This window comes from Bradyrhizobium elkanii USDA 76, from assembly GCF_023278185.1.
GTDB classification, from domain to species: Bacteria; Pseudomonadota; Alphaproteobacteria; order Rhizobiales; family Xanthobacteraceae; genus Bradyrhizobium; species Bradyrhizobium elkanii.
The window spans coordinates 1,615,708-1,629,238 of sequence record NZ_CP066356.1 but is presented as its reverse complement, the minus strand read 5'-3'; the positions used below and the strand labels follow the sequence as shown (position 1 = coordinate 1,629,238).

Sequence of the window (13,531 nt, the reverse complement as noted above, 5' to 3'; positions counted from 1 at the left end):
CGGACTCGTCCCATATTCGGGGCATGGCGAAGACACCGAACACTCCGAAAAAGCCCGGCAAAACCCCCAAATCCAAAGCACATCGGCCCGAGGTCCTCCCGATCGGGCCCGCGCTTGCCGAGTTGCTCAATCCGGCGATCAACCGCGGCGATGCCGGCATGGGCTCGGGCACCGGCCTGCAGCCGCCGCCGGACAATTCCTGGGACCGCCGCGCCGGCGGCGAGGCCGCCGCGCATCGCGCGCGGGCGTCGACGCGCGAGACCAGCGAGGGCGTCGCCAGGCGCGATACTTCGGGCCTCGGCGAGGCCCCGCAGGCCAATTACGGCACCTCGGCCACCATCCCGACGCTCGATCCGGAACTGGCACGGCAGCTCGGCCTGCCGACCGCCGAGGACGACGAGGAGGCCCTGGCGCGGCCGCCGCGCAGCAAGATGGAGGCGCTCGGAGTCAAGGCGACCGCCGACGCGCTGGAGAACCTGATCCGCGACGGCCGTCCGGAATTCCGCAAGGACGACGGCTCGATGCGGGTGTGGACCCCGCACCGCCCGCCGCGCCCGGAGAAATCCGAAGGCGGCGTGCGCTTCGAGATCAAGTCCGACTACCAGCCGAAGGGCGACCAGCCGACCGCGATCGCCGAACTGGTCGAGGGCATCGACCGCAACGACCGCACCCAGGTGCTGCTCGGCGTCACCGGCTCGGGCAAGACCTACACCATGGCCAAGGTGATCGAGGCGACGCAGCGCCCGGCGCTGATCCTGGCGCCGAACAAGACGCTGGCTGCCCAGCTCTATGGCGAGTTCAAGAACTTCTTCCCCGACAACGCCGTCGAGTATTTCGTCAGCTATTACGACTACTACCAGCCGGAAGCCTACGTCCCGCGCACCGACACCTATATCGAGAAGGATTCCTCGATCAACGAGCAGATCGACCGCATGCGCCACTCGGCGACGCGCGCGCTGCTCGAGCGCGACGACGTCATCATCGTCGCCTCGGTGTCCTGCATCTACGGTATCGGCTCGGTCGAGACCTACACCGCGATGACCTTCGCGCTGAAGAAGGGCGAGCGCATCGACCAGCGGCAATTGATCGCCGACCTGGTCGCGCTGCAATACAAGCGCACCCAGGCCGAGTTCACCCGCGGCACCTTCCGCGTCCGCGGCGACGTCATCGACATCTTCCCGGCGCACTATGAGGACCGCGCCTGGCGCGTGAACCTGTTCGGCGACACCATCGAGACCATCGAGGAGTTCGATCCGCTCACCGGCCACAAGCAGGACGAGCTCGAATTCATCAAGATGTACGCCAATTCGCACTATGTGACGCCGCGCCCGACGCTGGTGCAGGCGATCAAGTCGATCAAATCGGAGCTGAAGCAGCGGCTCGACCAGCTCAACGACCAGGGACGCCTGCTGGAGGCGCAGCGCCTCGAGCAGCGCACCACCTTCGATCTCGAGATGATGGAGGCGACCGGAAGCTGCGCCGGCATCGAGAACTATTCGCGTTACCTCACCGGCCGCCGCCCCGGCGAGCCGCCGCCGACGCTGTTCGAATATGTGCCGGACAACGCGCTGATCTTCGCCGACGAGAGCCACGTCACCGTGCCGCAGATCGGCGCCATGTTCCGCGGCGACTTCCGCCGCAAGGCGACGCTCGCCGAATACGGCTTCCGCCTGCCCTCCTGCATGGACAACCGCCCGCTCCGCTTCGAGGAGTGGGACATGATGCGGCCGCAGACGGTGGCGGTGTCGGCGACGCCGAGCGGCTGGGAGCTGAACGAAAGCGGCGGCGTGTTCGTCGAGCAGGTGATCCGTCCGACCGGCCTGATCGATCCTCCCGTGGACATCCGCCCTGCCCGCACCCAGGTCGACGATCTCGTCGGCGAGGTGCGCGCCACCGCGGCGGCCGGCTATCGCTCGCTGATCACGGTGCTCACCAAGCGCATGGCGGAGGACCTCACCGAATATCTGCACGAGCAGGGCATCCGCGTCCGCTACATGCACTCGGATATCGACACGATCGAGCGCATCGAGATCATCCGGGACCTCAGGCTCGGCGCGTTCGACGCGCTGGTCGGCATCAACCTGTTGCGCGAGGGCCTCGACATTCCCGAATGCGCGCTGGTCGCGATCCTCGACGCCGACAAGGAAGGCTTTCTGCGTAGCGAGACCTCGCTGATCCAGACCATCGGCCGCGCCGCGCGCAACGTCGACGGCAAGGTGATCCTCTATGCCGACAGCATGACCGGCTCGATGGAGCGCGCGATGGCCGAGACCACGCGCCGCCGCGAGAAGCAGGTCGAGTACAACGAGGCCAACGGCATCACGCCGGAGAGCGTGAAGAAGTCGATCGGCGACATCCTCAACTCCGTCTATGAGCGCGACCATGTGCTGGTCGAGATCGGCGACGGCGGCATGGCGGACGACGTGATCTCGATCGGGCATAATTTCGAGGCCGTGCTGAGCGACCTCGAAACGCGGATGCGCGAGGCCGCGGCCGACCTGAACTTCGAGGAAGCGGCCCGCCTGCGCGACGAGGTCAAACGGCTGCGCGCCACCGAGATGGCCGTGGTCGACGATCCCACCGCCAAGCAGCGCAACGTGCAGAAACAGGCCGGCGCCTATGCCGGCACCCGAAAATACGGCGATGCCGCCAACCTGCCGGTCAGCGCATTGAAGAACAAGTCGGCGCAGACCTCGCTCAAGGCAAGCCGCGGCGGCAAGTCCGGCTCGCGCGTGCACAAGCCCGACCTCGACGAAATGCACGGCCCGGAATCGCTGCCCTTCCGCCCAAGCGGTGCACTGCCCGCAAAGCCGTTCGGCACCACGAGCCGCATCATCCAGCCGACCGACTCACGGCAGTCGGGGCCGGAGTTCGGGCCGTCGCCGAGGAGCAGCGGCGGCGCGCCAGGGAAACGGGGCGGGTGGAAGAAGAGGTAGATCATGACGCGCGCCGAGCTTCTCGCCTTCCTGCGGATGCATCGGCTCGCTGTGGTCAGCACGGTTCACGACGGCGCGCCCCAGGCGGCGGTCGTCGGCATCGCGGTCAGCGACAATCTTGAGATCATCTTCGACACGCTGACCACCTCGCGCAAATACCAGAACCTCCGCGGCGATCCGCGCGCGGCGCTGGTGATCGGTTGGGACGCCGAGCAGACCGCACAGGTCGAGGGCGCCGCGGACTTCCCGAGCGGCGCGGAGCTCACCGCCTGCAAGCAGGTGTATTTCGCGGCGTGGCCCGACGGGCCGGAGCGCGAGACATGGCCGAACATCGGCTATGTGCGGATACGGCCGAACTGGGCGCGGTTCAGCGATTTTCGCGCGGTGCCGGCGCGGATCGAGGAGATGACGCTGCCATAGACAGCTTCATCTTCAGCCTCTCCTCGATCACACGACATCGAACGCCGAATGGTAGCTCACATCCCCCTCGGGCGCCTTGCCCTTCAACACCAGCCGCTGAAAATACAGGCTCGCCTCACCACCATAGGTCAGCGCGGGATCACTGACGAAGCCGAAGCGGCGGTAGTAGGCGGGATCGCCGAGCAGGACGCAGCCGTCGGCGTTCAGGGCCGCGAGGCGGGCCAATCCCGCGCGGATCAGCGCACCGCCGATACCCTGGCGTTGCATATCCGGTGCGACCGAGACCGGGCCGAGGCCGTGCCAGCGTCCTGATGCGCCATTGATCTGCACCGGCGAGAAGGCGACATGACCGATGATGTGGCCATCATCGGATACGGCCACCAGCGAGATTGTCAACGCGCCGGCTGCGCGCAGCGCCTCGACGATGCGGGCTTCGGTACCGCTGCTGTGCGGCGCCTCCGCGAATGCCGCCGCCGTGATGCGGCTGATCGCGACGGCGTCTTCATCGCGTTCGTCCCTGATCTGCATGCGCGCAGATAAGGCCGATCGGCGGCGAAGCGCAAGCTCAGCCCACACTGACCACCGCGACCGCCAGCAGCGACATCCCGATCATCATCGTTACGAGCTGCAGCGCGACCGTTGGCCGGCAATAGCGTCATGGCAGCGGTCTTTTGGTTCAGGCAATCGGATGATCCGATGCCGCCAATCCAGCTGTGCGCTTCCACCCGAGACGTGATGGGGGTCACGACGGCTCACTCGTCGCGTCCCCGGGGCGCCGTTTGGCCAAAGCTCCCTTGACCTGTATCAATCATCGACACCCCCTGCCCGATAGATTTTAAAATCGCAGTTGTTCCGGGATCGGGGAAGTCGTCATGATTTCGGTCAGAATGCCGCTCTGGCTCCGTGTTATTTCGCTGGCTGGCGTGGTCCTGCTCTGCACGGCAGCCGGGCTCTATGGATATCGTTGGTACAGTCGTCCGGTCACGCTAACGGTGGCGGTCGGCTCGATCGACGGAGAAGCAGCCAGCGCGATGTCGGCGATCGCCAATCAGCTTGTCTCAGACGGCGCTTCGGTGCGGTTGAAGGTCATCGACACCGGAACAGCCGTGGAATCGGGCAAGCAGTTCGCTGCGGGAGCTGTCGATCTCGCTGCCGTTCGCGGCGACGTCGGCGACGTGTCCAAGGCGCAGGCCATTGTCGTGCTGTCGCACATGACCGTACTTCTGATCGCTCCCCCCGGTTCATCCATCGACAGCATCAGCAAGCTCAAGGGTCAGACCGTGGGCGTGCTCGGAGGCGATGCAAACGCCAAAATCGTCGATGTGTTGAATAATGCCTACGACCTTGCCCGCAACAAGACGGTTTTCAGGAACCTCAGCTTGCCCGATGCCCGGAAAGCCGTTCAGTCAAAGCAGGTCAACGCCTTGCTTGTCGTCATCCCCCTGACCGGGAAATACATTGCGCTGGTGAAGGGCTTTTTCCCGCAAGGTACCAAAGCCACCCCGGTGCTGATCCCGATCGACGCGGCCGCGGCCATTGCTGACGGCAATCGCGCCTATGAGAGCTTCGACGTGCCCAAGGGCACCCTGCGCGGATCGCCTCCTGTCCCCGATGACGATGTGACGACACTGCGGACGTCGCTCTATCTTGTCGCGCAAAAGAGCCTCAGCACCGACGTTGCGACGAATCTGACCCAGAGCATCCTGAAGGTGCGGAGGGAACTGCTGCGGGAGAATCCTCTGTTCGCCCAGATCACGTCTCCCAGCACCGACGCGGACGCCTACCTTCCCGTTCATCCTGGAGCTCTGGCCGTGTACAACGGCACGACACAGAGTTTCCTCGATGAGTACAGCAACTACATCTATCTGGGCCCGATGATCCTTGGAGGCATTGCTTCCGTCCTTGCTGCCGCATGGAAGTTCTTGGGCATCGGCCAGCCCCAATTCCGCGAGGGGCCCCTCGACACCCTTTACGGCCTTGCGCGCCGGATCCGCACGGTCAGCTTCGAGAGCGAACTTTCGGCCATCGAGGATGAGATAGACAATATCCTGAAGGGCGAACGCCTCAAGGCCGAGGCGGGCGATGAAAATGCGGTCGACCCCGCGACGCTGAACGTCGTGGCCCACCGCCTGGAAAATCTGGTTCATGACCGCAGAGCGGCGCTGTTGGCAAAACCCCCGATCGTGTCGGTGGCCTAGGAGAGAATCGGATTTTCATCGTCGTCCTGGCGAAAGCCAGGACCCATTATCCCAAATCTCAATTGCTGCGCGACATTGGGGCCGGCATCCCGCACATTACCGAATTGGGTGGTTATGGGTCCTGGCTTTCGCCAGGACGACATCACCCTACCCCGACCGCTTGTTGCTGGTGTTCTGGGTCAGATTGCCGTGCGCGGCCTGCTCGCGGATGTTGTGCTTCTCGTCGTCGCGATGGCCCTTGGTGGTGTCGATGGGAACGCTGGGGGTGCTGCCGGGGCCCTTGTGGCTCTTGTTGTCGTCCGGAACGGGCTGGATGGTCTTTGTCTTAGGTTTCGTCATCATCGTCTCCGTTACGCACGGAGACAACGCAGCCGGTGTGGACGGCGTTCCCGGAACGAGACTTCACGTTCCAGGAGATGTGGCTTCACAGCTTCTCCTGCTGCGACGGCTGTGCCTGTTGCTGCTGGCGCTGCCGCGCCTGCTCCTTGGCGTGATGGCGGCCGTAGAGGCAACCGGCGGCGGCGCCGAGCATGCCGTGATGGCCGGCATAATGACCGGCGACGCCGCCGACGATCGCGCCCTTGATGCAGCCCTTGGCGTCGGCCGGCGACGCCGCGACGAGCGCGCTGACGGCAATAACGGACGCGAGAACAATCGATTTCATGATGCGGCTCCAATGCAATGCTGCCGCATCAACGGCGAAGCGGCACCGCCGGTTCCGGGAAGAAGAAGCGGTTCACCATCGACCCCCCCGCCGGCAAGGCGGCGTCGTTGGATTAGCTGTCATCGAACGCACCGCGACAGCGAGCCGGCGCGATTTCACCGGCCGGCCCCGGAGGAGCTCAAGGCCTCTTGGCCGGCGTCGGCGCCGGCTCACCGTCGCGCGGTGCGCGCTCGCATGATCTATTTGGGGACAACCAGGGCGGCGACGGCAAGCGGCATGGTGTTTCTCATAAGGAACTCCTGATCGCGGATGCGTCGCCCACGCCGAACCAACCGGGCGCGCGGGCGGAGGTTTCATTAACTCGCGGACAGCTGCCGCCGCACGTCTGCGAGGCGCGGCCGGTTCAGCCGATCAGTTCAGTTTCTTGCCGCCGTCGGTCACGCCGTCGAGGAACACGCCGGTTTCGCGGTTGAGAAACTCGACATCCGCCGGGAAGAAGCCGCCGGCCGAGGCGTGGCCGGTCACGGTGCCCGGGCTGATAGTCTTGATGGTCACGCCTGCGATGTTCTGGCCCATCTGGTTCGGCTCGAATTCGGGATTGAGCAGGTCCTTGGTGCCGGTGAGGATCAGCGTCTTCGCCTTGATCGAGCCCAGCGCCTTCGCGGTGTCGCCGCCGAACCCGGCCGTGGTGCCGACATCATGCCGGTCATAGGCCCAGCTCTGGTAGATCCAGTCGTTGGCGTCGAACAGTTTCCACAGCGCGGTCTCCTGCTCGGCCATCCAGGGCAGCACGTCGGGGCCGGACTTGAACTGCGCTGCATACATGTCGGGCGTGCGCGCCGCGAGCAGCGCGACGATATCGCGGAACAGCTTGAGGCCTTTCTCCGGCGGCGCCTCGTAATTCCCGTCCTTCCACGCCGGATCGTTCATGATCGCCTTGCGCGAGGCCTCCATCACCGCGACCGACCAGGCCGGCGTCTTCGCGAGCGGCACCATCGCAACCAGCGCGTCCATGAAGTCCGGATGGCTGACGCCCCATTGCAGCGCCTGCATGCCGCCCATCGAGGGGCCGACCACGGCGACGACATGGTCGATGCCGAGCTTCTCCTTCATCAGCCGGTACTGGGATTCCACCATGTCGCGGATCGCGAATTTCGGGAACTGCATCCGCGGCTGCACCTTCGAATTGCTCGGCGACGTGGTCAGCCCATTGCCGATCGCGTCGGTGCAGACGATGAAGTACTTGTCGGGGTCGAGTGCCTTGCCGGGGCCGATCATGAAATCGAGCCGGTGATGATTGCCCGAGATCGCGGTCACCATCAGGATGGCATTCGACTTCTTCGCGTTCAGCGTGCCGTGGGTGACGTAGGAGATCGAGAAATCCTTGATCGCCTCGCCGCTCTCGAGCTTGAGGTCGCCTTCGTTGTAGAGCTGGTGGGCAGGCTGCTGCGGCGTGTGTGCGAAGGCGGGCGGCATCGCCGGGCATGCCAGCAGCGACAGGATCGCGGCGAAGAAGTGGGTGATGCGCCTCATTGGTCTCTCCCCATCGGGGCGGCTCTGTCCGGCCGCCTTCCGCCGCGAAGCATACGGGCCGGCCGTGCTGCGGCAAGGCCGCGGGCGCGAAGTTTTAGGTGGCGTGGGCGCGGAATAAACCGCGGCCTGCACGACGGCCGCCGTCGACGCAATGTGCGAACCGGCGCGCCGCCTGCATTTTGTGCCAAAATGCACGCGCTGGTTGCCGAACCTAATCGCGTCTCGCGCGTCAAACATGTTGTTTGATTGTGGAATGCTCCGGTTCACAATGCCGGGCCAGAGCGAGTCGGACCGGCGGAGTCGAGCATGGGCGAGGATTTGAACCGGCAGCGCGTCTTGAACTTCCTCGACGTCTACTATGCCGGCGGCATCGAGGGCGCGCTCGATCGGTGCAGCGACGACGTCGCGTTTCTCGCCAACGCCCCGATCGACATTCTTCCGCATATGGGCCAGCACCGCGGCAAGGCGGCGCTGCGCCAGATGTGGACCACGATCCACGAGCGCTATTCCGACATGCGCTACGAGGCGCCGATCGTGGTAACCCAGGGCGACCGGGTCGCCGCGCAGCTGCGCGTGTTCTTCCGCAAGCGCAACAACGCCCGCGTGGTGCAGTTCGACGTCGCGGTGTTCTACACGCTGCGCGACGGCAAGATCACCGAGATCCGCGAGATCATCGACACCTTCGACCTCGTCCAGCAGGTGCTGGAGCGCGACGTCGCAGCGGCGCTGACCGGTCATGACGACGTCGCTCACGCAAATTCGCAACGCCGGCGTTGAACCTCGACGGCCCGGCGCTGACCTATGACTGGGCTTGTTGCGGTCGGGGCTGAAATCATCATGAAAGTCGCATTGCTCGCTGTGCTTGGCCTGGCGCTGGGCGCCCTTGGCGGCGCCGCCTTCGGCATCGGAGCCGGGCTTAGCTGGATCGGATTGGCCAGAACCTCGGGTATCGACAGCGGAACGCTGGTGTTTTTCACCTTCATGCCGCTCGGCGCCGCGATCGGCGGCATCGGCGGCGCGCTGCTGTTCGCGGTGGTGGCGATCCGCGACGCCGAGATCGTGATCGAGCGGCAACCGGTGCGGCGGCGCGACCGCTGAAATGCGCTGACCCGCAGGGTTTTCGAGCGAAGCCTGCCCCGCACGTGATGCCGGGTGGATGCCGGTTCGTGTCAAGAAAACGCGTCAGAACCAGAATCTTGAACCCCGTTCCGATCCTATCGGAACGGGGTTCCAGAGGGCGGCGGTCACATTCCGGTAAAATTCCGCGCAATTGTGCATTGCAAAAAAAGTCATTTGCGTTTTTGCCGTTCCGCACTATTTCAGCCCGCAATAGCGATGTGCAGCAACCTGGCAAGGCGTCGGCGCTGATCCCCTGCCATTCGTTTGCGTTTGAAAATCCAGTTTCAGGACAAGACCAAAATGACAGAGCATAGTCTCTGGCGTTTTTCGCGCGCATTGCATCGCGCGATCAACGAACGCCAGCTTGCAGATATCGAGCCCTTGCTCGACGACGAGGTCGAATGGTCCATCTACGGGCCGATCGACCTGTTTTCCTTCTTCGGCGCGCGCCGCGGCAAGGCCGCGGTGCTCGAGGTGATCAGGCAGATCGGCGAGAACCTCAGGGTTCACCGCTTCGACCGGGAGCAGATCATGCTCGGCGTGGATTCCGCAGCCTCGATGCTGCGCTATTCGCTGACGGCTCTCGACTCCAACAAGCCGATCTCGCTCCGGATCGCGCATTTCGCGCAGTTCAGGGCCGGCAAGCTGACGAGCTTCCGCGTGCTGGTCGACAGTTTCGACCTGGTCGAGCAGACCGTCGGCTACCCGATCCATCTGCCGCGCATCGCGGTCTGACGACTTTTCGGTTTCACGCCTTCGTCATGTGCGGGGCCCCTGCCCCGGCAGCGGCGGCCTGTTTTGCCAGCCCCGAACGGCCGCGCCCCGGGACGCGCCGCGCGAACGCGCAGCGCGTTTGTCCCGGACATGACGATCACGCGTTGATCACTTGCTTTCAGAGCGCCGATGCCACAATTTTGCGCCACGGCAAACGCATGCTGCGGCTCTGGAATTTGCGGGCTGGGAATGACTTTCACATTACGATTTGGCTGGGTAAGGCTGCCGGTGCTGGCGGCCGGCTTCGGCCTGGCGATGGCGCTGTCGGCCGCCGCGCAAACCCCGCCATGGCAGATCGCTCCCGCCGCCCAGGATACCGCAGCCGATAACGCCGAGGCTACTGCCGACCAGGAGCCGCCGGCTGCCAATGCCAATGACGCCGACATCCTGAAGGACATCGACGAGAGCAAGCTCGACTGGAGCCAGCTCGACACCGATTCCACCAGCCTGCCCACACTGGCGCCGAAGCGTGCGGCGAGGCCCGCCAGCGTCGCCGGCAACGATCCATCCTGGTCAACCAACAACAACGCCAACGGCTCGTCGGCGGTGTCGGTTAAGCAGTCGATCTCGCCTTTCCTCGACACCCGCATCGGCGCCGACATGACGGTCGCGAGGCAAGGCACGATGACGACGTCGGAGCAATTGTCGGAGCGGCTCGCCAATGGCGGCAGCCTGCCGCAGTCCGGCGGCACGGCCTGGGCCGCGATCTCGACCGGCGGCGTGGCCTCGATCTGGGACAAGACCTCGGTCGAGGCGCGGGTCGATCCCTCCGCCGACCAGAGCAAGGTCGGCACCTCCCTGAGCAAGTCGGTGCCGCTGTCGCAGCAATATTCGCTGACGCTGCAGAACGGCTACAACCTCATCCAGCAGGGCGTGGTCCCGGTGCCGGGCATCATCAGCCACCCCTCGCGCAGCTACGACACCGATCAGTCGGCGAGCCTGTCCGTTAACGACACCGGCACCAGCATCACGGCAGGCCAGACGCTATCGACCTCCGACGACAGATGGCTGCGCCGGATCGGCGCCGAGCAGAAGTTGTTCGACGGGGTCACCGTCTCCGGCTCGGTCGGCGAGACCTCCCAAGGCGCGACCAACAAGAGCATCAGCGCCGGCTACAAGCGCTCATGGTGAACGGTCTGTTAGCTCTATCGCGCTAAATGATCAGGCATTGCCGCAACTTGGCCCAGATGCGGTCAAATTCGGCGGCACTGATAGGTCCGTAACTTCATCAATTCGTCGTGCGGGGGACAAGCCGCGCTTCGCCATTGCGAACAAGGGGAAAGCCGATGAACGCCACCAACCGTACCGAGGAAGCCGAAGTCGAAACGACGTCCGAGGTCGACACCAACCTCGCCGCCGTCTCGGAAGTCGAAGCCGGCATCCGCGACTTCGTGCGCAACGATATCGCCTATCTGCGCCGGCCGGTGGCGAGCCCGGAGACCGCGCCGACCGACACCAACACCGATGCCACCGTCAGCAACGTCAACTCGCTGATCCAGCGCGTCGCCGGCACCTCGCTCGCCGAGATCGAGAAGCTGATCGGCGAGCTCGAGAGCCTGCGTGACCTGCTGCATGCCGAGGGCCAGCGCGTCCAGCGCGAGATCTCCGGCTATGCCCAGCTCAGCCAGGCCGCGATGAAGTCGACGCGCATGATCGCCGACAACGTCTCGCAGTGGAAGCGCGCTGCCGACGGCCTGCGCAACAGCTGATCCGGATCCGCCTTTTTAGGATTGGCAGCCGCCGCCTCCTGAACAGGGGGCGGCGGCTTCGCTTTGCGGCCGCGATTCAGCGCACGATCATGATCCGGTTCATCGGCATCCTGGTAGCCGCGACCGTCGTGATGGTGCTGATCTGGAATCGTTAAGCGGGGTTGATCAGGAGAAGTGTGACGCAGCCAGCCGACGAGTCACATTGGAAGGCGCAATGGCGTGCACCAGGCGCTCCCTCGAGCGCCGGCAGTTACAGACGGTCAGTCAGCGATCGATGCTCGCGGTAGTCTCGAAGGAATAATTGCCGTCGGCAAAGCCCTTCACGACCATTCCGGTGGCCAGCATCACCACAACCGTTACCGTCGCGAAGATGATGCCGACGAGTTTCAGCGCGCTGCGATCTGCCATGGTATCCCCAGTCATTCTTGCCAGATGTCCGTGCCCTCAAACCATAAGGCAGGGACAAAGGTTCAGAATGCGTTAGCAAAAAATGAGTTCCACGCAACGCACAACTGCGTCGGCGGCAGAAGTCACCTGCTAACCATGGCGTCCGGGCAACATCAGAGGCGTGCGGGCAACATCAGGAACCGGGATTCCGCCGCGGCACGAAGGCGGTGGCGAGGAACGAGAACACCACCTCATTGCGCTGATTGACGCCGATGTTGCGGGCCTGGAGGATGCCCCATTCGGGCCGCTTCTCGGACGTGCGCTTGGTCTCGACCTGGTTGGTGAAGCTGATGGTATCGCCTGCCAGCACCGGGCGGATCCAGCGCAGCTCGCGGAAGCCCGGCGAGGGCCCCCAGACCGCGACCTGTTCGCCGCGCGCGGCGGCTTCCGCGGCGAGCCGCTTGCCGTCGGCGACGAGCAGCTTCATGCAGACGCTGGCGACATGCCAGCCCGATGCGGCGAGCCCGCCGAACAGCGACTTGCGCCCCTCCTCCTCGTCGAGATGGAAGCGCTGCGGATCGAACTGCGCGGCAAAGCGCTTGATGTCCTCAGGCGTGAAGGTGAAGGAGCCGAACTCGCGCCGTGCGCCGATCTCGATATCTTCAAAAAAGCGCATGACCTCTCCTATGCGCTCGCAGCGTCGCGGCGGCTGATCATGATCGGCGCCTCCATCTCGCACAACATCTCGCCGCGCGCGTTGCGGATCGTGCCCTTGAAGGTGACGATGCCGGTCTCGGGACGGCTCTTCGAGACGCGCGCTTCGACGACATCGACATCCAGCGTCAAATCGTCGCCCGGACGCAGCGGCGCCACCCAGCGCATCTCGTTGACCCCGGGCGCGCCCAGCGAGGCGGTGCGGCCGATGAAGCCGTCGAACAGCATCCGCATCATCAGCGAGCCGAGATGCCAGCCCGAGCCCGACAGGCCGCGGAGCATGGATTTCTTCGCCGCCTCCTCGTCGAGATGCATCGGCTGCGGGTCGAATTCGGCGGCAAAGGCGAGGATTTCCTCGCGTGAAACATGGCGCGGGCCGAACGTGCCGAAGCGGCCGGGCTTGAAGTCTTCGAAGGTCAGCGTGGTCATTGGGTGAGGATATGCCGGAGGGAAGCCCGATTGTGGCCGTTATTTGCGGCAATCACAACCGGCCCACTCACATAGCTCGCCCCTGGACCGCCGGCGCCCGGTCCGGGGGCTCGCCTTTGGCGAGACCGATTGGGCTTCTGCGGTATCGATCCCTCTGGTCGCGGAGGCGCTTTGGCGTCGTCCCAAACCATTGGCCCGGCGAATAGCCTCGTCCCAATGGACGCCTGCGGCGCAGGCTTCCACGACGAAGTGATCGCGCCGGCGGTGACGCAGTAGGATGAACGCGACGCGAATCATATTTCGGCTGGCCGGGAGAACCATGATGTTCGATTTCCAGGATCTGTTTCAGTGGGACCGTTTCATCACGCCCACGATCATCAAGACGTTCTACTGGCTGGTGATCGCGGTCATCGTGCTGTTCGGGATCTCCGGCATCCTGTGGAGCCTCACCGCGATGGCGATCAGCCCGTTCGTCGGCTTCATCCAGCTGCTCGCGTCGATCGCCAGCGTCTTCGTCGGCATCGTGTTCTCGCGCATCGCCGCCGAGTTCATCCTGATCGTATTCCGGATCAACGAGCATCTCGGCGCGATCCGCGACCGGGACGGAGCAATGCGCTGAGGCGAACGGCACCCAGCCGAACGCGGCCC

At 64.6% G+C, this 13,531-nt stretch carries 16 protein-coding genes; 9 read left to right on the top strand and 7 right to left on the bottom strand.

Going from position 1 to position 13,531, the window contains the following annotated elements; all coding sequences use genetic code 11:
* Nucleotides 1-23 precede the first annotated feature (23 nt).
* Together uvrB and JEY66_RS07780 are read left to right on the top strand one after the other, a co-directional pair.
* Nucleotides 24-2,936 carry an excinuclease ABC subunit UvrB gene (gene uvrB / locus JEY66_RS07785; protein WP_018273591.1) on the top strand — a complete coding sequence of 971 codons (2,913 nt, stop codon included), beginning with the start codon at nt 24-26 and terminating at the stop codon, nt 2,934-2,936.
* A gap of 3 nt (nt 2,937-2,939) precedes the next feature.
* Nucleotides 2,940-3,356 carry a pyridoxamine 5'-phosphate oxidase family protein gene (locus JEY66_RS07780; RefSeq protein ID WP_016841382.1) on the top strand — a complete coding sequence of 139 codons (417 nt, stop codon included), beginning with the start codon at nt 2,940-2,942 and terminating at the stop codon, nt 3,354-3,356.
* 27 nt (nt 3,357-3,383) lie between these two features.
* Here the strand turns inward: JEY66_RS07780 and JEY66_RS07775 are convergent, their stop codons facing one another.
* The gene (locus JEY66_RS07775; protein WP_016841381.1) at nt 3,384-3,884 is read right to left on the bottom strand and encodes a GNAT family N-acetyltransferase; all 501 of its coding nucleotides are present in this window, start codon (nt 3,882-3,884) and stop codon (nt 3,384-3,386) included.
* A 344-nt stretch (nt 3,885-4,228) separates the two neighbouring features.
* On the opposite strand from JEY66_RS07775, the gene JEY66_RS07770 reads away from it, so the two are divergent.
* On the top strand, nt 4,229-5,554 hold the full coding sequence (locus JEY66_RS07770; protein ID WP_026193356.1) for a TAXI family TRAP transporter solute-binding subunit: 1,326 nt from the start codon (nt 4,229-4,231) through the stop codon (nt 5,552-5,554).
* A gap of 147 nt (nt 5,555-5,701) precedes the next feature.
* Here the strand turns inward: JEY66_RS07770 and JEY66_RS07765 are convergent, their stop codons facing one another.
* The 3 genes from JEY66_RS07765 to JEY66_RS07755 form a co-directional block, all read right to left on the bottom strand.
* Nucleotides 5,702-5,893, bottom strand: coding sequence for a hypothetical protein (locus JEY66_RS07765; RefSeq protein WP_172646835.1), 192 nt, complete (start codon nt 5,891-5,893; stop codon nt 5,702-5,704).
* An 85-nt stretch (nt 5,894-5,978) separates the two neighbouring features.
* Complete coding sequence (locus JEY66_RS07760; protein WP_016841378.1) at nt 5,979-6,218, bottom strand: hypothetical protein; 240 nt, start codon at nt 6,216-6,218, stop codon at nt 5,979-5,981.
* 411 nt (nt 6,219-6,629) lie between these two features.
* The gene (locus JEY66_RS07755; RefSeq protein WP_018273593.1) at nt 6,630-7,751 is read right to left on the bottom strand and encodes an alpha/beta fold hydrolase; all 1,122 of its coding nucleotides are present in this window, start codon (nt 7,749-7,751) and stop codon (nt 6,630-6,632) included.
* Between the two features lie 306 nt (nt 7,752-8,057).
* Here JEY66_RS07755 and JEY66_RS07750 point away from each other — a divergent pair, with 306 nt between their 5' ends.
* The 5 genes from JEY66_RS07750 to JEY66_RS07730 all read left to right on the top strand — a co-directional run bounded on the left by JEY66_RS07750 (nt 8,058) and on the right by JEY66_RS07730 (nt 11,353).
* Nucleotides 8,058-8,528 (top strand): nuclear transport factor 2 family protein, encoded by a 471-nt coding sequence (locus tag JEY66_RS07750; RefSeq protein ID WP_016841375.1) that lies wholly within the window; start codon nt 8,058-8,060, stop codon nt 8,526-8,528.
* A gap of 60 nt (nt 8,529-8,588) precedes the next feature.
* Nucleotides 8,589-8,849 (top strand): hypothetical protein, encoded by a 261-nt coding sequence (locus JEY66_RS07745; protein ID WP_016841374.1) that lies wholly within the window; start codon nt 8,589-8,591, stop codon nt 8,847-8,849.
* A gap of 321 nt (nt 8,850-9,170) precedes the next feature.
* Complete coding sequence (locus JEY66_RS07740; protein ID WP_026193357.1) at nt 9,171-9,605, top strand: nuclear transport factor 2 family protein; 435 nt, start codon at nt 9,171-9,173, stop codon at nt 9,603-9,605.
* A gap of 228 nt (nt 9,606-9,833) precedes the next feature.
* Nucleotides 9,834-10,775: a hypothetical protein gene (locus JEY66_RS07735; RefSeq protein ID WP_050994101.1), complete on the top strand. Its 942-nt coding sequence runs from the start codon at nt 9,834-9,836 to the stop codon at nt 10,773-10,775.
* Between the two features lie 155 nt (nt 10,776-10,930).
* Nucleotides 10,931-11,353: a hypothetical protein gene (locus JEY66_RS07730; protein ID WP_016841371.1), complete on the top strand. Its 423-nt coding sequence runs from the start codon at nt 10,931-10,933 to the stop codon at nt 11,351-11,353.
* A gap of 264 nt (nt 11,354-11,617) precedes the next feature.
* Here the strand turns inward: JEY66_RS07730 and JEY66_RS07725 are convergent, their stop codons facing one another.
* The 3 genes from JEY66_RS07725 to JEY66_RS07715 all read right to left on the bottom strand — a co-directional run bounded on the left by JEY66_RS07725 (nt 11,618) and on the right by JEY66_RS07715 (nt 12,883).
* On the bottom strand, nt 11,618-11,761 hold the full coding sequence (locus tag JEY66_RS07725) for a hypothetical protein (RefSeq protein ID WP_016841369.1): 144 nt from the start codon (nt 11,759-11,761) through the stop codon (nt 11,618-11,620).
* Between the two features lie 172 nt (nt 11,762-11,933).
* Nucleotides 11,934-12,416 (bottom strand): MaoC family dehydratase, encoded by a 483-nt coding sequence (locus JEY66_RS07720; protein WP_016841368.1) that lies wholly within the window; start codon nt 12,414-12,416, stop codon nt 11,934-11,936.
* A gap of 8 nt (nt 12,417-12,424) precedes the next feature.
* The gene (locus JEY66_RS07715) at nt 12,425-12,883 is read right to left on the bottom strand and encodes a MaoC family dehydratase (RefSeq protein ID WP_016841366.1); all 459 of its coding nucleotides are present in this window, start codon (nt 12,881-12,883) and stop codon (nt 12,425-12,427) included.
* A gap of 322 nt (nt 12,884-13,205) precedes the next feature.
* Between JEY66_RS07715 and JEY66_RS07710 the strand changes: the two genes are divergently transcribed.
* Nucleotides 13,206-13,502, top strand: coding sequence for a DUF4282 domain-containing protein (locus JEY66_RS07710; protein WP_026193358.1), 297 nt, complete (start codon nt 13,206-13,208; stop codon nt 13,500-13,502).
* The last annotated feature ends 29 nt before the right edge of the window (nt 13,503-13,531 follow it).